This is a genomic window from Caballeronia sp. dw_276, from assembly GCF_018449635.1.
GTDB lineage: Bacteria > Pseudomonadota > Gammaproteobacteria > Burkholderiales > Burkholderiaceae > Caballeronia.
Genome location: NZ_JAAVUV010000004.1, coordinates 84,869 through 102,370, shown reverse-complemented (window position 1 = coordinate 102,370; position 17,502 = coordinate 84,869). Strand labels below are relative to the sequence as shown.

Genomic DNA, 17,502 nt, shown 5'->3' with positions numbered 1-17,502 from the left:
TGTTAAACGATAGGACCATCAGCCTGCTTGCGCCGGATCGCGACAAGAATGGAACTGCCCACGATCAAAAGAATCCCCACGAGCGATACCATGCCGACGGTCTCGCCCCATGCCACATAACCGAAGATCGCAGCCCATACGATGCTCGTATAGTTGAATGGCGCGAGTGCGCTGGCGTCGGCCTGTCGGAACGCCATCGTCATCAGCAATTGACCCGTACCGGCAAGAACGCCGACCAACGCGAGGATTGCGAGTGAATCGAGCGTCGGCGTTTGCCAGGCGAACATCAGCGAGAATCCGCTTACAATGGCGCCAATCATCGTGAAGTAAAGCACGGTGACGCTGGAGTCGTCGCTTGCGCGAAGCCGCTTTATCTGCAGGATCGATAACGCGCCGAATATCGCGCTCAGGATCAACAATACCGGACCAAGCCAGTTGGTTTGATCGCTGCCAGGACGCACGACAAGCAGTACACCCACAAAGCCAATCGCCGCGGCGCCTGCATCGCGCCGTCTTAGCGTTTCCTTAAGCAGTAACGGCGCAAGCACGATCACGAAAATCGTCTCCGAATAGACGATGGCAACCGCCTCGCTTAGCGGCACATAAGGCAAACCCGCGAAGAAAAGTCCAAGCGCGCAAAGCAAGGTGATCGCTCTTAGCGTCTGCGCTTTGACGTCAAGATTCATCAAGCGTTGCGTCAGCGGTTTGCTGCTTTGCAGGCTCATTGCGAATGCGGGCAGCAAGCCAAAAATCATCCGGAAGAATGTCACCTCGTTTGCGGGATAACGAAGGCTTAGCGATTTCGCAAGGGCATCGACCAATGCGAAGCAAAACATCGCCGCAAGAATTTGCGCGACGCTGCGCAGCGGAACAGCTTTGCTTTGCGCAATGGAAAGAGGCATTGGGTTCACGTTTCCGGGAGAAAATACGCGCGGGTTGAACGTGGCGTAGCTTATCACCGGGAATCTGCAAGCAAAATGACGTGTTGGTTAAACCGACAGGGGTGTCGGCTTAAGTCAATTTACTGTCGTTTCACTAGCCAGAATCGCACCCTCATCCTTTAGCGCGCCGATGCGTTCATCGGAGAAACCATATTCGCGCAACACTTCCGCAGTGTGTTGTCCCAGAAGCGGCGCTGGCACCGGCGATTGCGTGCGGCCATCGGAGAAATGAATGGGCAAACCCAGGCCACGCATTCGGCCCGATACCGGATGCGTCGTTTCCACGATCATTCCGCGCGCCAATGCCTGTTCATGCGCGACCGCTTCCGGCACGCCTAGCACCGGACCCGAAGGCAAGCCGATGGTATCGAACATGGCGAGCCATTCGTTTGTGGTGCGCTCTACCAGCCGGTTCGTCAGAATCTCCACCAGCACGCCGCGATGTTTCATGCGCCCGGCGTTCGTACTGAATCGTTCGTCGTCGGCCAAGCCCGGAATATCCAGAACACCGACCAGACGTTCGTAGTTGCTCTGATTTGCTCCACCAATATTTACCCAGCCATCCTTCGTGCGGAATGCCTGATACGGCGCGCTCGTCGGATTCGCCGAGCCCGCTTTTGGCAGCACGGTGCCATCGGCGAAATAATTGGCGAAGGCCCAGTACATTTGCTGCAATCCGGCTTCGAACAGCGATGTATCGACCATCTGCCCCACGCCGGATTTCTGCTTGCCCGCATAGGCCGCGCAAATGCCGAGCGCGGCAAGAATGCCCGCGTTGATATCGGTGACGGGCGAGCCGGCCTTGATCGGCGCTTGCCCCGGTTCGCCGGTCATGCTCATTAGTCCGCTCATTCCTTGCGCGATCAGATCGAAGCCGCCTTTGTCGGCCATCGGGCCACTGCGTCCAAAGCCCGATATCGCGCAATAGATCAAGCCGGGATTTTCGGCCTTGAGCGCCTCGTAGCCCATGCCAAGTTTTTCCATCGTGCCGCGCCGGTAATTCTCCGTGACCACATCGGCCGTGGCCAGCATCTTGCGCAACACTTCACGGCCGCCATCGGTCTTCAGGTTGATCGCCACGCCCCGTTTGTTGCGATTTACGATCATGAACGAAGCCGATTCGCCGCCCTCGAGAATTGGCGCGAAGCGGCGGCAGTCGTCGCCACCGGGAATCTTTTCGACCTTGATGACGTCCGCGCCCATGTCGGCGAGCATCATGCCGCAAATGGGTCCGGACATGATGTGCGCAAGTTCGATGACGCGCATGCCGGCAAGCGGCCCCTGGCTTTTGCTATCGGGTGTTTCGAGTTCGATCATGTCAACGTCCCTTGAATTCCGGTTTGACCTTATCGAGGAAGGCCTGGTAGCCGTTGCGGAAGTCCTCCGTGCCGAAGCACGCGAAACCTTCGTCGCGTTCTGCATCGGTCAGTGGCGCCGGGTTCATCGCGCGCCTGACGAACTGCTTGTGCCAACGCGCGACAAGCGGAGCGCCATCGGCGATACGGCGTGCCGTTGCCAATGTCTCGGACGTGACCTGATCGTCCGGGACCACGCGCGTGACAAGGCCCTTGGTGAACGCTTCACGTGCGTCGAAGATCCGGCCTTCCAACAGGATCTCCAGCGCTATGGCGGGGCCGGCAAGCTTCACGAGCGCATCGAGTTCTGCGTGCGCCATCACGAGACCGAGGTTTTTGATCGGTACACCGAAACGACTCGATTCACCGCAAATTCGCAGGTCGCACATCGCAGCAATTTCGAGCCCGCCGCCTACACAAATGCCGTGGATCATCGCGACGATCGGATGCCGGCAAGCATCGAGCGCACTCAATGTGCGATGCATGATTGCACCATAGGCGCGTGCCTGCTCGACGTTGGAGCGATCGGTGCGGAACTCCGCAATGTCGTTGCCCGGCGAGAACGCCTTCTCGCCCGCGCCGCGAAGGATGATGCAGCGGACGGCGTCATCGGCGGAAAGCGTGTCGATCGTTTCGCCCAGCGCTTGCCAGAGCGGCTTGGTCATCGCGTTGAGTTTCTCCGGACGATCGATAACAACCGTCGCAATGGTCTCCTCGCGTTCAACCCGGATAGAAGCTTCGGTCACAACGTCTCCTGTTCTAAACGAATTTGCGCAGTGGCTCGGCGTTCTCCGCGCCCGCAGGCACGTCATCCAGAACGCGATCCGGCCGCATGGTGAACGACAGCACGATACCGACCGCCATCAGCACCATCGATACCGTAAAGGGCAGGTTCCAGTTCCCCGTCCGGTCGATCAGGAACCCGCCGACAACCGGGCTGATGATCGCCGCCAATGCCGACCCCGAGTTCATGATGCCGCTGGCAGTTCCAGCGTGTTTCGGCGCGATGTCCATGGGTACTGCCCACATCGGCCCGATCGTCATTTCGTTGAAGAAGAATCCGCCGCTCAGACATAACGCGGCCAGCGTGATCGACATGTTCGATACAAGCATGATCGGCGCAAGGGACAGCAGCGTCAGGAACATGCACACGCCGACCATCACGTTGCGTGCGAGGCGAAGGTTTTTACTGCGACGCAAGATGCGATCCGTCACCGATCCACCCAGCCAGTCGCCCAGCACGCCGGCAAAGAAAACGCCCGATGCGAAGAGCGCGGATTTGCCCAGCTGCATGTGATAGTTGTGGAGAAAGTACTGCGGGATCCAGCCGAGGAACAGCCACAAGACCCAGCCGTAGCAGAAGTACACGGCGGTGACCGGCGCCATGCGTCCGAGCAGCGCGCGCCACGGCACCGGCGTTCTTTGCTTTACGCCGGAAAACGATGAGAGCGTCTCGCATTCGGCGTCGGTAATGGCGTGGTGCTCGCGGGGGTTGTCGCGGAAATAGAAGATCCAGACGATCGCCCACAGAAAGCTGACGATACCCGTCACGATGAACGCGCCGCGCCAGCTCGTCGCGATCATCAACCACACGATCAACGGCGGCGCGACCGCATTGCCAATGCGCGATGCCGCGTGCGTGATGCCCTGCGCGAAACCGCGTTTATCGGCGGGCATCCAGTTCGACATGGCGCGCGTGGCGGTCGGGAACGTCGCGCCTTCGCCGAGTCCGAGCAACAGGCGCGCGATGATCAGGGAAACGAAGCCACCCGATAGTCCCGTCATGACCGTTGCGCCCGCCCAGATCACGGCGCATACGGCCAGCGTGCGGCGCGGCCCGAACCTGTCGCCCACCCATCCGCCGATGATCTGGAACACGAGATACGGGTAAGCAAAAGCGGAGAACACAAAACCAATCTGCGTATGCGATAAATGTAATTCCGCGCCGAATTGCGAGGCGGCGGTACTGACGTTGACACGGTCAACATACGTGATGAAATACATGGCGCACAGCAATAACAAAACGCGCGTCGTAGCTCGACGGAACATCATCGTCTCCTTGATTAGTGCGTGCTTCACCATGACGCCGCAAGGGCGCCTGAAGCGAACTGCATCCGGAACTTCGATAAAGCCTTACCTGATTGGCGTGGCAGCGTTGCTGCGAATCCTGGGCTTGCGCGGTCTTGTCATGCTTGTCTCCAGTACGCGAACTTTTGAACACGTCCGCTTTGGGTGTAAAGCTTTTAGAATTCTTTTAGCGCGGACGCGAGAACGCGTGCAACGTGCATCGCGTTTGCGCTCGTTCCATCCGCTATTTGATGACGGCAACTAGTGCCATCGGCGACTATCAATGCGTCTCCTGCTTTTCGTATGGCCGGCAAGAGCGACAGTTCGGCCATCGCTTTAGATGCTTCGTAGTGCTCGGCTTCGTAGCCGAAGCTGCCGGCCATTCCGCAGCAAGACGATTCGATCACCTTTACCTCAAGTGACGGAATCCAGCCGAGCACGGCTTGCACCGGACGAAACACATCGAAGGCTTTTTGATGGCAATGCCCGTGGACGAGCGCCTTAGGAATGGCAAGCGGTTTCAACGAAAGCCTTAGACGTCCCGCCTGTTTTTCGCGTACCAGAAATTCCTCGAAGAGAAACGATGTCTGCGCGAGCTTGCGCGCTTCATCGCCGTAGCCGTAGTCGAGGAATTCATCGCGAAATGAAAGCAGGCATGAGGGTTCGAGTCCAACCACAGGTACGCCGCGTTCGATAAACGGGCGCAGCGTGTCCAAGGTGCGGCGCGCTTCAGCCTTTGCTTCATCTACTTTCCCGGCCGACAGGAACGTGCGGCCGCAGCATAGCGGACGTTCGCCGTCTTTCAGATTCAGGTGGACCGTATAACCCGCGGCCTCAAGCACGCGCTTTGCCGCGCGCGCGTTTTCCGGTTCCATATAGTTGTTGAAGGTATCGACGAAAAGCAACACCTCCTTGCCATTCACCGAGGGCGGCAAGGGCTGTTCAGCCGTCGATAAAAACGACGCAACGAACTTCGGGAACGCACGTTCAGGCGCAAGGCCGAGACGCGCCTTGACCCACCTCGCCACGCGCGGCAAACGCTCCACCGAACCAAACAACGAAGGCGCGCGGCTCGCATACGGCGCATAGCGTGGCATGAATCCCACTAATCGATCGCGCAAGCGCAAACCGTGTTTCGCGGTCCACGCGGCGCGTGCCTCGATCTTGATCTTCGCCATGTCGACGCCGGTCGGGCAATCACGCTTGCAGCCTTTGCACGATACACACAAGTCGAGCACGTCCTTCACATCCTGACTCGCAAGCCCTTCTTCGCCGAGCTGACCGCTGATTGCAAGTCGCAACGTATTCGCGCGACCGCGAGTGACGTGTTGTTCGTCCTTCGTGATTCGATAACTCGGGCACATCGTGCCTGCATCGAACTTGCGGCAATGGCCGTTGTTGTTGCACATCTCTACCGCTTTCGCGAGACCACCGGTACGGTCATCGCCTGTGCCAGCCAGTGTTTCGTCGCCTGTGAGCGGATCGCGTGTCACGTTCCATTGCGACCAGTCGAGCTGCGTTTCTAGCGTGCGTTCACGGTATGAAGGCGGAAAGCGGAAGTTGGCCGCATCGTCCATTTTCGGTGGATTCACGATGCGATCCGGGCTCATGCGACTGTCGGGATCGAAAAGCGTCTTGATCTCGCGGAACGCCTCGTTGATCCGGGGTCCGTATTGCCACGCGACCCATTCGCCACGGCACAAACCATCGCCGTGTTCGCCCGAATATGCACCCTTGTATTCGCGCACCAAGGCGGAGGCTTCTTCCGCGATGGCGCGCATCTTCTGCGCGCCGTCCCGGCGCATATCCAGAATTGGCCGTACATGCAGCGTGCCGACACTTGCATGTGCGTACCAGGTGCCTTCGGTATGGTGCTTGTGAAAGACTTCAGTCAGACGCGTCGTGTATTGCGCCAGATGTTCGAGCGGCACGGCGCAATCTTCAATGAACGATACCGGCTTGCCGTCGCCCTTCATGCTCATCATGATGTTGAGCCCGGCCTTGCGCACTTCCCACAAAGCCTTTTGCTGCGAGGCGTCGGGCATCTCGACAACCGAACCGGGCAAACCGAGATCGCCCATCAGCTCAACGAGTTGTGCGAGCTTCGCGAGTTGCACGCCCTTATCCGCACCTGCGAATTCGACCAGCAAGACCGCTTGCGGCTGGCCGACCAACGCCTTTTCAATGACCGGCCGGAACGCCGGATTGGACATCGAGAGATCGATCATCGTGCGATCGACGAGTTCCACCGCGACCGGACCCAGCTTGACGATATGCTGCGTCATGTCCATTGCGTCGTAGAACGTCGGGAAGTTCACGACGCCCAGCGTCTTGTGCTCCGGCAGCGGCCAGAGCTTGAGTGTCAGACGTCGGGTGAACGCAAGCGTGCCTTCGGAGCCGACCAGCAACTGCGCGAGATTCGGTTCGCCATCCGCGCTGAATGGCAAAGGACTTTGGCAATCGAAGAGATCGATGTTATAGCCCGCCACGCGTCGCAGGACCTTCGGCACCTGCTCGCGGATTTCATCGCGTTCACGTTGCGCGATACGCTGCACCCCTTCGACCAGGGAGCGCGTGCGCGCGTCGGACGACATGGAATGCAAGGCGCCGAACGTCGCCTGGTGACCATCGGCTAGAACGACGTCCATGGAGACCACGTTGTGGACCATGATCCCGTATTCCATGGAACGGGAACCGCACGAGTTGTTGCCCGCCATGCCGCCGATCGTGCATTGCGCACTGGTCGATACATCCACCGGGAACCACAAGCCATGCGGCTTGAGCCACGCGTTCAGATGGTCCAGCACCACGCCAGGCTCAGCCGTCACCGTGCGCGCTTCGGCATCGAAATCAACGATGTTGTTGAGCCACTTGCTTGTATCGATAATCAGCGCCTCGCCGATCGTCTGCCCGCACTGACTCGTCCCCGCGCCGCGTGCGAGCACGGACGCCTTTGCATCGCGGGCAATGTCCAGCGCGAGCAGCAAGTCAGCCTGATCGCGCGGCACGACGACACCCATCGGCATGATCTGATAGATCGATGCATCCGTCGCGTAGCGTCCGCGTGCGGCACGATCGAACAGCACGTCGCCTTTCATCTCGCCGCGAAGACGCGCGGCGAGCGGAGAAAGTGTGGCCCTCGCCGATGCCGGCATCAGGTGGATTGGCTGGACGAGTGCTTCGGGGGATCGGGTCAGCATCGTTTTAGTGTTCTTCAGGCCGCCGCTTTCAGCGCAGGCGCCGCGACGTTGCTGGTCAGATAATCCATCGCCGCGAGCACGCCGCTTCCCGCGAGTTTTACGCCCGCCAGCTTGAGGCCCATTTCGCATCCGGTTAGCGTCGCCATCAGCGTCAAGTCGTTGCAATCGCCAAGATGTCCGATTCGGAACATCCGGCCCTTCAACTTTCCGAGGCCTGTGCCCAGCGACATATCGAACTTTTCGTAGATCAGCTTGCGGAGCGCGTCGGCGTCAACGCCTTCAGGCGTCATCACGCCTGTGAGAACCGGTGAATACACGGCGGGATCGGCGCATTGGATCTCCAGGCCCCACGCGTTGACCGCCGCCCGGCAGGCGGCAGCCAACCGTTGATGTCGCGCGAAGACGTTCTCGAGCCCTTCATCACCGATCATTTCCAGAGCTTCCGACAAGCCGTACAAAAGATTGGTATTCGGCGTGTACGGCCAATAACCGCTCTTGTTCATCTCGATGATCTCGTCCCACGCCCAGAACGCGCGCGGCAATTTCGCCGACTTGCTCGCCTCGACCGCCTTCTTCGATACCGCGTTGAAGCTGATCCCAGGCGGCAGCATCAGGCCTTTCTGCGAGCCCGAAACGGTGACATCGACGCCCCATTCGTCGTGACGATAATCCGCGGACGCAAGCCCAGAAATCGTATCGACGAGAAAAAGCGCCGGATGGCCGGCTGCATCGATAGCCCTGCGCACCGACGCGATATCCGACGTGACGCCAGTCGAAGTCTCGTTGTGCACCACGCAAACCGCCTTGATCTTGCGTTCCGTGTCCTCGCGCAGACGCGCTTCGATCATGTCCGCCTGGACGCCGCGCCGCCAGCCTTCCGTGCCAGGCAAACCCAGAAACTCCGGCTTCAGCCCGAGGTTTTCGGCCATCTTCTTCCAGAGCGTCGCGAAGTGGCCGGTCTCGAACATCAGGACGGCATCGCCGGGACTGAGCGTGTTGCACAGCGCCGCTTCCCACGCACCCGTGCCCGACGCGGGGTAGATCACCACGGGCTGCGCAGTCTTGAAGATCGATTTGATCCCTTCCAGCACCTTCAGTCCAAGCGCACCGAATTCCGGCCCGCGATGGTCGATGGTCGGGTAACTCATCGCACGCAAGATGCGGTCGGGCACAGGGCTCGGACCGGGAATCTGCAGGAAGTGGCGACCGGCGGGATGGAAATCGAGCTTCAACATGATGCGTCCTTTGAATTTTGCATGCAAAATACTCTAGCGCACTGCCGCGTTGCCTGAAAGCGATAAATGCTTGTTTTGCTTAGGTGAAAACCCGTCCCACGGTTTTTTGGGTGCGGCGCGGTAAAATCGCGTCAACAGAATGGCTAGAGGTATTGCATGCAAAATGATCATGCTCCTGATCGCGAATTCACGTTGCCGAAAGTCGAGCGGCAGCGGTTGCACGACACGGTGGTCGACCATCTGCGCAATTTCATCGTGGAAGGGATGCTTGCACCGGGCATGAAGCTCAACGAACGGACCTTGTGCGAGACGCTCGGAATATCGCGCACGCCGCTGCGCGAGGCGCTGAAGGTGCTCGCATCGGAAGGTTTGATCGATATTCTGCCGAACCGGGGCGCGTCGGTTTCCCGGATGAGCGACGCGGAAATCCGCGAGACGTTCGAACTGATGGGCGGACTCGAAGCGTTCTCGGGCGAACTTGCATGCGAACGCATGACGCCCGCCGAACTCAGCGAGATCAAGGCGCTGCACTACGCCATGCTCGCGTGCCGCGAACAGAACGATCTGTCCGGCTACTACAACCGCAATCAGGCCATCCACGACAAGATCAACGACGCCGCGCGCAATTCCGCCTTGCGGCAGACGTACATATCGGTGAACCGGCGGCTGCAGGCGTTGCGGTTCCGTTCGAACTTCCAGACGAAGAAGTGGGACAGCGCGATCCGCGACCATGAAGCCATGATCGCGGCCCTCGAATCACGCGATGGAAAACGCATGGCCGAAATCATGCGCGCGCATTTGATGGCGAAGCGCGACGCAGTGCTCGCCGAGCGGACCATGACCACGATGAAGCCGATTTCCGAAGGCGGAACGCTGCCGGGTTGATCAGTACCGGACCATCTACCGTGCCGCCGGGCCGCACCTCGACCGCTTGCGCACGCTGATCCCACCAGATCGAAGCCTCGCCTGACGCCCGTTGCATAAACTCATTTGATGGGTTTATAACAATTCATAATTATTTTTATGGTTTTCGGTTTTGTACAGTCCGATGCACTCGCCAGACGCCATGAATCCAAAAAACGGCGCGACGAATACATTCACACGCTCATCGGAAGATCACCGGACAACCATGAAACTACTCAAGCTTGCTCCCCTTGCAATGCTCGGCGCGTTCACCGCCTCATCGTATGCGCAAAGCAGTGTCACTCTTTACGGCCTGATTTCAGGGGGTGTCGGCTTTGCGACGAATCAGGGCGGCCACAACGCGTATCAGGCGTTGAGCGGAACGAACCAGAATCCGCGCTGGGGTTTGAAAGGCCGCGAGGACCTGGGCGGCGGCTTGAGCGCGATCTTCCAGCTTGAAAACGGCTTCAACATCATGACCGGCACGGCCGCGCAAAACGGCCGCGAATTCGGCCGCCTGGCGGCGGTCGGTCTCTCCGATAAAACCTACGGCACGCTCACGCTCGGCCGCCAGTACGACGCCATTCACGATTACATCGGCCCGGTGATCATTGCGAGCAACGGCGTGAATATCGGCGATAACGACAACGGTTATAACGACATCCGCATCCAGAATTCGGTGAAGTACGTGAGCCCGGATTATCGCGGACTGAAGGCCACGGCCATCTACGGCTTCAGCAATTCAACGGGTTTCGGCGACAACAACGCGTACAGCTTCGGCATTGGTTACGAGCACGGTCCGTTGCGCTGGAGCGCGGTCTACGCGCAGTACAACCATCCGTTCAGCAGCACGAATTCGGACGGCGCGATATCGAACGATTATTCGTCGCCCATCCTGATCTTCGATAAAAGCGCGACCAACCCGTCGGTGTTTGCGAAGAAGCAGCGCATTGCCGGCACAGGCGGTTTCTACACTATCGGCAAGGCCCAGTTCGCAGCGCTTTTCACCGATGTCCACTACGATTACCTCGACAACTCGCACCTGCACTTGCAGAACTTCGGCGTGAACGTGGTGTACACCATGACGCCGTCGCTGTTCCTGGGCGCCGCGTACGGTTATACCGATGGCAAATACGACGTCATCAACCAGAAACCGGCGTGGCATCAGGTCAACTTGCAGGCGGACTATTTCCTCTCGAAGCGTACCGACGTGGCGTTGACGGTCATCGGCCAGCAGGCTACCGGCGATGCACAACACGCGCAAATCTTCGCCTTCGCGCGCTCGACGACCACGCGCCAGCTCGTCGCCACCCTCGGCATGCGCCACGTATTCTGATCATGAGCCAGACTTCCAGTTTTCCTCGACGCACGTTTTTGAAGGCATCGGCGGCATTGACCGCATCAGCCTTGTTCAATCCGCTCGCGCACGCGGCCAACGAGCGACGCACGGTGATTATCGATTGCGATCCGGGTCAGGACGATGCCATCGCCATCCTGTTCGCGCTCGGCGCGCGTGATCGCGTCGATGTGCGTGCGTTGACGGCGGTGGCCGGCAACGTGCCGCTGAACCTGACGGAGCGCAACGCGCGCATCATCCGCGACTGGGCCGGCGCCACCAAGACGCTGCCCGTGTACGCCGGCTGTCCGCGTCCGCTGATGCGCGAGCTGATTACGGCGGCGAACGTGCACGGCAAGACCGGGCTGGAAGGCGTCGAACTGCACGAACCGCTGGCGCCGCTCGCCGGCCAGCACGCGGTGGCGTATCTCATCGATACATTGAAGGCCGCGCCGCCGAAAAGCGTCACGATTTGCGCGCTCGGGCCGCTGACGAACATCGCAACCGCGTTGACCGAAGCGCCGGAAATCCGCGACGCGCTGCGCGAAATCGTGCTGATGGGTGGGGCGTTTTTCGAGCGCGGCAACATCACGCCGGCGGCCGAATTCAATATCTATGTCGATCCGCAAGCGGCGAGCATCGTGTTTTCGAGCGGCGTTCCGATCGTCGTTTTGCCGCGCGATGTCGCCGTGAAAGCGCCGATCACACCGGCTCGCATTGCGCCGATTCGCGCGATCGGGAACCGTTGCGGCGCGATCGTCGCGGACATCATGGCGGCCGAAGTGAAGTATCAGAAAGGCCGCAAAGGCGTGGAAGACGCGCCGATGTACGACCCGACTGCAGCGGGTTATCTCATCGATCCGAGCCTCTTCAAGGGCAAGCTGGTCAACGTGGTGGTGGAAACAACCGGGCAATTTACGCTGGGTGAAACCGTCGTCGACTGGTCGGGACACAGCGGACGTGCGCCGAACGCGACGTGGATCACGGACGTCGATGCCGATGCGTTCTACGCCGCGTTGCGTGCAAGCATCGCGACGCTGCCTTGAAGTGCACCGGCCTTAAATGTGCGCGGCAATATAGTCCCAGCACGCTTTCACATGCGGCCCGCGATCAACGCCCGCCAGCGAAATCAATGCGATGGCGCGCGTGACGCGGGGTTTATCGAGTCGCAGCGCAATCAGTTCGGGATCGTGCAAATGCATCGTGTAGAGGCTCGGCATGACCGCGATCGCGAGGCCGTTGCGCGCGAGGGCGTAAAGCGGCTCGGTGTATTCCATCGTGTAGGTCACCGAGAGGCGCAGTTTTTCGTCGCCACTGGTCCTGTGCAAGGTGTCGCTCACGCTGCCGCGCACGAACACGGCGAGATCGCGGCCGACGAGCTTTTTCCACGGCACGGTCTTGAGCTTCGCAAGCGGATCGTCGCGACGCACGACGACCACGATCTCGTCCTCGAAAACATCCTTGAAACGCAGGGCTTCGTGGTTCGCCTCCGGCTCATGCACGCCGATGCCGATATCGGCGACGCCATCGCGCACGGCATCGATCAGCGCTGTATTCGGCAAGTCGGTGAGCGTAAAACGGAGCATGGGGCGCTGTTCGCGGAACGCGTTGAGCACAGGCAGCAAGCGTCCCGCCACCGACGGAATCATCGCGATGCGCACCGTCTGCAGCCGTTCCAGGAATGTGCTGGCCATGTCGTCGAAGGTGCCGCGCGCGTGATTCAGCAGACGTTCGGCGAGCGGCAGGATGCTCGCGCCGGCATCGGTCAATGTCAGCCGATGCGCGGAGCGCAGGAACAAAGGCCCGCCCAGCAGGAATTCGATCTGGCGGATCGCCGCGGTCAAGGCGGGTTGCGTAAGCGACAGCGATTGCGCAGCCTGCGTGAAACTGCGCGCATGCGCGAGCGCAACGAAGTACTGCACTTGGCGCAGGGTCAGCGCGGGCAACGGGCCTGATCGATCGGACATGAAGCGCTACCAGTTGGACGGATGCGCCGCAGTATAAAACGCGCGCTCACCGAAACGCGCGGAGGAAAAAATAGTGAACAAGGAATCTTCGATGGCTACTTCCGATGCAACCGTCCCCCGCAAATCCGGCGGCTGGCTGGACCGGCGCTTTGCGTTGAGCGAACGGAAGACCAGCGTGCGCATTGAGACGCTCGCGGGCATCACGTCGTTTCTGGCGGCGGCGTATCTGCTCGTCGTGATTCCGTCGCTGCTCGCCACCGGCGGCATGGATCGCGGCGCGGCGACGACATCGACCATCATCGTGTTCGTTTTGAGCACCGTTCTGATGGGGCTTTATACGAACCTGCCGTTTATTGTCGGGCCGGGAATTGGCGGGTCCGTGATTCTCGGCGTGACGCTCGCCGCGACCGAACATGTGGCGTGGCAAACCGGGTTGGGCATCGCGTTCATCTCCGGCGTGCTGTTTCTGATTCTCACGCTGATCGGCGCGCGGAGCTTGGTCGTGCGGCTGATTCCGCAGCAGATCAAGCTGGGACTAGCTGCATCGATAGGATTGTTTATCGCCGTGCTCGGGTTTCGGAATGCAGGCATGGTGATCGCGAATGCGAAGACCAATGCGCTCGCGCTCGGCGACTTTTCGCGTCCCGGGACGATTGTCGCGTTGATCGGACTGGCCGCGGCCGTGGTCCTCCAAGGCCGGAAAATCCCCGGCGCGATCCTCTGGGCGATCCTGATTGCAGCGGCCGCCGGCGTGCCGCTCGGCGTCACGCATTTGCCGTCATCGATGATTTCGTTCCCGCACGACATCATGCCCGTCGCGTTCAAGCTCGACATTCCGAGCGCGCTGACGGTCGCGGCGATTCCCTACTTGTTCGTGTTTTTCGCCGCCGAATTTTTCTCGACGCTGGGCACGACGCTCGCGGTCGGCGCAAAAGCGAATCTCCTCGATGAAAACGCCAACCTTCCCAATATCAATCGCCCGTTCCTGGTCGATTCGATCGCGGCCACGCTCGGCCCCGTGTTCGGCATTCCGGCGCTGACCGCGCTGGTCGAATCGGCGGCGGGCGTCGAGGCGGGCGGGCGCAGCGGGCTTTCATCGCTGGCAGCCGCGGCCATGTTCGCGTTGATGCTCCTGTTCGTGCCGGTCGCGCTCGCAATTCCCAAAGAAGCCACGGCGCCGGCGCTGATCCTGATCGGCTTGTCGATGTTCAGCACGATCCGCCACGCACATTTCGATGATTTCACGGACGCGTTCCCGGTCCTTTCGATGGTCCTGCTCACGCTGATGTCGAATAGTTTCGGCACGGGAATCGCAGGCGGCCTGCTGTGTTTCGTGATCGTGAAGCTGCTCGCCGGACGCTTCAAGGAAGTGCCGTGGGGTCTCGTCGTGCTGGCAATTCCGCTCGGCTATTACTTCTGGACCGTGGTCAAGCACCATTAATTTCCGCACTACCGCAAGACTGAGAACTATGAAAGAGACATACGGCAACGTACCGGCTTCGCGCACCGGCGTGGAAATCACAACCGCGCATCATGCGTTTTTCAAGGCGATCCCGAAGGCCGAACTGCATTGCCACTTGCTGGGCGCCGTGCGCCACGAGACGTTTATCGCGTTGGCGGAGAAGAGCAATGCGCCGATCGAGCGCGCTGAAATCGATGCGTTTTATACGCGTGGCGAAAAGCCCGTCGGCGTGTTGCGTGTGCTGCGCGCGCTCGATGAACACCTTCTCACCGGTCCCGACGACCTGCATCGGATCACTTATGAGTATCTTCAGGATGCTGCTGCGCATAACGTCCGCCACGCCGAGTTTTTCTGGAATCCAACGGGTACGGTGCGCGTCTCCAAGATCGGCTACGGCGATGCGCAAGCGGGCATCGTGCAAGCAATCCGCGACGCCGCGCGAGACTTCGGGATGTCGGCGCGACTGATCCCGAGCATCGACCGGGAGGCGGATCCGGATGAAGCCGTGGCCTTGGTCGAGTGGATGAAAGCGCATCGCGCCGATGAAGTCGCGGGTATCGGCATTGATTATCGCGAGAACGACCGGCCGCCGGAATTGTTCTGGAAGGCGTACCGCAATGCGCGCGAAGCGGGCTTCAAGACGACCGCGCACGCAGGCGAATTCGGCATGCCATGGCGCAACGTGGAGACGGCCGTCGAGCTATTGAAAGTAGACCGTCTTGATCACGGCTACACGATCGTCGATAACCCCGCCCTCGCCGCCCAATATGCCGCGTCGGGCATCGTGTTCACGGTGGTGCCGACCAACTCGTACTATTTGCGGACCTTGCCGCCGGAGAAATGGGCCGAGCTCCATCCGATCCGGAAAATGCCCGGACTGGGCCTGAAGATCCACCCGAACACCGACGATCCCACGCTGCACAAGGTCAATCCCAGCGAGGCATGGGAGCTGATGTTCAGCCACTTTGGCTTCGATACGGACGATCTGCGCGGTTTCATGGTCAACGGCATCGACGGCGCCTGGGTCGATGAAACAACCCGCGCAGCCTGGCGCGCGCAATGGGTCGCCGAATTCGACGTTCTGACGAAGCAGTTACCTTGAACAGTTGAATTTTTGATCGCGCCGGCAATGCATTTGATCGAACTGCAGCAACGCGCGAAAAACAAGACGATAGACCGGACGGCAGCCTGAATATTTCCCACCGCCTTCCGGTTTGAAGCACGCGCTTATCAGTTGCCGATTTTCAGCAGTTCCACTTCAAACGTCAGCGTGCTGTTCGGCGGAATAGCGCCCACGCCGCGATCGCCGTAAGCCGTTGCCGGCGGGCAAACCAGCTTGGCCTTTTCGCCGACCTTCATCTTTTGCAGACCTTGCGTCCAGCACGGAACGACACGTCCCAATGGGAACGAAGCCGGTGTGCCGCGCTTGTACGACGAGTCGAACTCGGTGCCGTCCGCAAGCGTGCCGCGATAGTTGACCGTGACCGTATCGGCGGCGGTCGGCTGCGCGCCCGTGCCGGCCTTCAACTCCGTTACGGTTACGCCCGAAGGCAGCGTTTCGGTCGCGGCGGCGGCATAAGCCGATGAAGCGAGTAAAACCATCGAAAGCAAAAGCGATACTTTTTTCATAAAACGTCCGGATTATTTCGTGGGTGAACTGGTGTGCCCGATTTCTTCGAACCACGGGAAATCGAGCTGCTTACCATAGCACGAGCGCGCCCGCGTTCAGAGATGCCGCGATTCGGCAGGCGGCTCGCCCCAGTTGTCGTGACGGCCGTTGGCGACGCGCACGGCGCTTCAATGCAAGCGAGGGTGCGGGGACGGCATTGGTAGAACTGCAGTAGCATCGGTGGCAATAAAACCCTTATACGGTGCCACTCATGGACGTCACGCCTTTCCAGATCGCGATACCCGATACCGCTCTGCAAGACCTTGAAGATCGCCTGTCTCGCGCGCGCTGGCCGCAATGTGTCCAGGATTCGGGCTGGCGCGAAGGAACGGATGAAACCTTCCTGAGGCGTCTTGTCGATTACTGGCAAAACGGCTTCGACTGGCGCGCGCAGGAATCGCGGCTCAATACGCTGCCGCATTTCACTTCCCGTATAGACGATAGAACCATCCACTTCGTGCACGCGCAGGGAAAGGGGCCGGCGCCGTTGCCGCTGATTCTCACGCATGGCTGGCCGGGATCGTTTATTGAAATGGAGGCGATCATTCCCTTGCTCGCCGATCCCGCCAGCCACGGCGGCGATCCGCGCGACGCGTTTGACGTCGTGGTGCCATCGTTGCCCGGGTACGGGTTTTCGTCCGCGCCCGCAACATCCGGCACGGGACCTTCCGAAGTTGCGCGCATGTGGGTCACGCTGATGAAAGGCCTTGGCTACGAACGCTACGGCGTGCAAGGCGGCGACTGGGGTGCGGCCGTTTCCACCTGGCTGGCGTTTCAGAATCCGGAAAACGTCGCGGGGCTTCATCTGAATTACATTCCGGGCTCGTACAGGCCACCGCTCGATGGCGATGAACCTGCGCCCTCGCCGGAAGAAACGCAATTTCTCGATAAAGCGAAAGCCTGGGCCGATGCCGAAGGCGGATACGGGCACATACAAGGGACCAAACCGCAAACGCTCGCATTCGGCCTGAACGATTCGCCGGCGGGTCTGGCGGCGTGGATTGCTGAAAAATTCAAGAGCTGGAGCGACAACGACGGTGACATCGAAAACGCGATTTCGCTCGATGCATTGCTTACCAATATCTCGATCTACTGGTTTACCGGCACGATCGGGTCATCGTTTCGCATGTATCTGGAGAGCCGGCGGCGGCCGGTGCATTTCGCGAGCGGGCAACGGGTGTTGCCGCCGACCGGCATTGCGATCTATCCGCACGAACTGCCGATGCCGCCGCGCTCGTGGATCGAGCGCGTCTACAACGTGCAGCGATGGACCACCATGCCGCGAGGCGGTCATTTCGCCGCCATGGAAACGCCGCATGAACTCGCGGAAGAGCTTCGGGCGTTTTTCAGGCCGCTGCGGTGATTTG

14 protein-coding genes are annotated in these 17,502 nt (G+C 60.1%); 6 read left to right on the top strand and 8 right to left on the bottom strand.

The window, feature by feature from the left end:
- Positions 1–2: 2 nt before the first annotated feature.
- From HB633_RS09255 to HB633_RS09230, 6 genes are all read right to left on the bottom strand, one after another.
- Positions 3–902 carry a DMT family transporter gene (locus HB633_RS09255; protein WP_213777809.1) on the bottom strand — a complete coding sequence of 300 codons (900 nt, stop codon included), beginning with the start codon at positions 900–902 and terminating at the stop codon, positions 3–5.
- A gap of 114 nt (positions 903–1,016) precedes the next feature.
- On the bottom strand, positions 1,017–2,258 hold the full coding sequence (locus HB633_RS09250) for a CoA transferase (RefSeq protein WP_255580831.1): 1,242 nt from the start codon (positions 2,256–2,258) through the stop codon (positions 1,017–1,019).
- Position 2,259: 1 nt separating this feature from the next.
- On the bottom strand, positions 2,260–3,042 hold the full coding sequence (locus HB633_RS09245) for an enoyl-CoA hydratase-related protein (protein WP_346730288.1): 783 nt from the start codon (positions 3,040–3,042) through the stop codon (positions 2,260–2,262).
- A 13-nt stretch (positions 3,043–3,055) separates the two neighbouring features.
- Positions 3,056–4,348 carry an MFS transporter gene (locus HB633_RS09240; RefSeq protein ID WP_213777807.1) on the bottom strand — a complete coding sequence of 431 codons (1,293 nt, stop codon included), beginning with the start codon at positions 4,346–4,348 and terminating at the stop codon, positions 3,056–3,058.
- A gap of 191 nt (positions 4,349–4,539) precedes the next feature.
- Positions 4,540–7,563, bottom strand: a complete 3,024-nt coding sequence (locus HB633_RS09235) for an FAD-binding and (Fe-S)-binding domain-containing protein (protein ID WP_213777806.1) — start codon at positions 7,561–7,563, stop codon at positions 4,540–4,542.
- A gap of 14 nt (positions 7,564–7,577) precedes the next feature.
- Positions 7,578–8,798, bottom strand: a complete 1,221-nt coding sequence (locus tag HB633_RS09230; protein ID WP_213777805.1) for an aminotransferase class V-fold PLP-dependent enzyme — start codon at positions 8,796–8,798, stop codon at positions 7,578–7,580.
- A 156-nt stretch (positions 8,799–8,954) separates the two neighbouring features.
- Here HB633_RS09230 and HB633_RS09225 point away from each other — a divergent pair, with 156 nt between their 5' ends.
- The 3 genes from HB633_RS09225 to HB633_RS09215 all read left to right on the top strand — a co-directional run bounded on the left by HB633_RS09225 (position 8,955) and on the right by HB633_RS09215 (position 12,083).
- Positions 8,955–9,683, top strand: a complete 729-nt coding sequence (locus HB633_RS09225; protein WP_213777804.1) for a GntR family transcriptional regulator — start codon at positions 8,955–8,957, stop codon at positions 9,681–9,683.
- A 244-nt stretch (positions 9,684–9,927) separates the two neighbouring features.
- A complete protein-coding gene (locus HB633_RS09220; RefSeq protein WP_213777803.1) occupies positions 9,928–11,037 on the top strand; it encodes a porin in 1,110 nt (369 codons plus the stop codon).
- A gap of 2 nt (positions 11,038–11,039) precedes the next feature.
- Positions 11,040–12,083, top strand: coding sequence for a nucleoside hydrolase (locus tag HB633_RS09215; RefSeq protein ID WP_213777802.1), 1,044 nt, complete (start codon positions 11,040–11,042; stop codon positions 12,081–12,083).
- A gap of 12 nt (positions 12,084–12,095) precedes the next feature.
- On the opposite strand, the gene HB633_RS09210 is transcribed toward HB633_RS09215, so the two are convergent.
- The gene (locus HB633_RS09210; protein ID WP_213777801.1) at positions 12,096–13,004 is read right to left on the bottom strand and encodes a LysR family transcriptional regulator; all 909 of its coding nucleotides are present in this window, start codon (positions 13,002–13,004) and stop codon (positions 12,096–12,098) included.
- Between the two features lie 91 nt (positions 13,005–13,095).
- On the opposite strand from HB633_RS09210, the gene HB633_RS09205 reads away from it, so the two are divergent.
- Together HB633_RS09205 and HB633_RS09200 are read left to right on the top strand one after the other, a co-directional pair.
- A complete protein-coding gene (locus HB633_RS09205; RefSeq protein ID WP_213777800.1) occupies positions 13,096–14,445 on the top strand; it encodes an NCS2 family permease in 1,350 nt (449 codons plus the stop codon).
- A 28-nt stretch (positions 14,446–14,473) separates the two neighbouring features.
- A complete protein-coding gene (locus HB633_RS09200) occupies positions 14,474–15,568 on the top strand; it encodes an adenosine deaminase (RefSeq protein ID WP_213777799.1) in 1,095 nt (364 codons plus the stop codon).
- Between the two features lie 128 nt (positions 15,569–15,696).
- Here HB633_RS09200 and HB633_RS09195 read toward each other — a convergent pair whose 3' ends face one another.
- Positions 15,697–16,095 carry an FKBP-type peptidyl-prolyl cis-trans isomerase gene (locus HB633_RS09195; protein WP_056360399.1) on the bottom strand — a complete coding sequence of 133 codons (399 nt, stop codon included), beginning with the start codon at positions 16,093–16,095 and terminating at the stop codon, positions 15,697–15,699.
- Positions 16,096–16,346: 251 nt separating this feature from the next.
- Here HB633_RS09195 and HB633_RS09190 point away from each other — a divergent pair, with 251 nt between their 5' ends.
- Positions 16,347–17,498, top strand: a complete 1,152-nt coding sequence (locus HB633_RS09190) for an epoxide hydrolase family protein (protein WP_213777798.1) — start codon at positions 16,347–16,349, stop codon at positions 17,496–17,498.
- Positions 17,499–17,502 lie beyond the last annotated feature (4 nt).

Bases quoted from the DNA above. Each gene is read 5' to 3' on its own strand.
- HB633_RS09230 (WP_213777805.1), bottom strand. From the start codon at position 8,798: ATGTTGAAGCTCGATTTCCATCCCGCCGGTCGCCACTTCCTGCAGATT.
- HB633_RS09215 (WP_213777802.1), top strand. From the start codon at position 11,040: ATGAGCCAGACTTCCAGTTTTCCTCGACGCACGTTTTTGAAGGCATCG.
- HB633_RS09250 (WP_255580831.1), bottom strand. From the start codon at position 2,258: ATGATCGAACTCGAAACACCCGATAGCAAAAGCCAGGGGCCGCTTGCC.
- HB633_RS09235 (WP_213777806.1), bottom strand. From the start codon at position 7,563: ATGCTGACCCGATCCCCCGAAGCACTCGTCCAGCCAATCCACCTGATG.
- HB633_RS09255 (WP_213777809.1), bottom strand. From the start codon at position 902: ATGCCTCTTTCCATTGCGCAAAGCAAAGCTGTTCCGCTGCGCAGCGTC.
- HB633_RS09205 (WP_213777800.1), top strand. From the start codon at position 13,096: ATGGCTACTTCCGATGCAACCGTCCCCCGCAAATCCGGCGGCTGGCTG.
- HB633_RS09195 (WP_056360399.1), bottom strand. From the start codon at position 16,095: ATGAAAAAAGTATCGCTTTTGCTTTCGATGGTTTTACTCGCTTCATCG.
- HB633_RS09220 (WP_213777803.1), top strand. From the start codon at position 9,928: ATGAAACTACTCAAGCTTGCTCCCCTTGCAATGCTCGGCGCGTTCACC.
- HB633_RS09200 (WP_213777799.1), top strand. From the start codon at position 14,474: ATGAAAGAGACATACGGCAACGTACCGGCTTCGCGCACCGGCGTGGAA.
- HB633_RS09225 (WP_213777804.1), top strand. From the start codon at position 8,955: ATGCAAAATGATCATGCTCCTGATCGCGAATTCACGTTGCCGAAAGTC.
- HB633_RS09240 (WP_213777807.1), bottom strand. From the start codon at position 4,348: ATGATGTTCCGTCGAGCTACGACGCGCGTTTTGTTATTGCTGTGCGCC.
- HB633_RS09210 (WP_213777801.1), bottom strand. From the start codon at position 13,004: ATGTCCGATCGATCAGGCCCGTTGCCCGCGCTGACCCTGCGCCAAGTG.
- HB633_RS09190 (WP_213777798.1), top strand. From the start codon at position 16,347: ATGGACGTCACGCCTTTCCAGATCGCGATACCCGATACCGCTCTGCAA.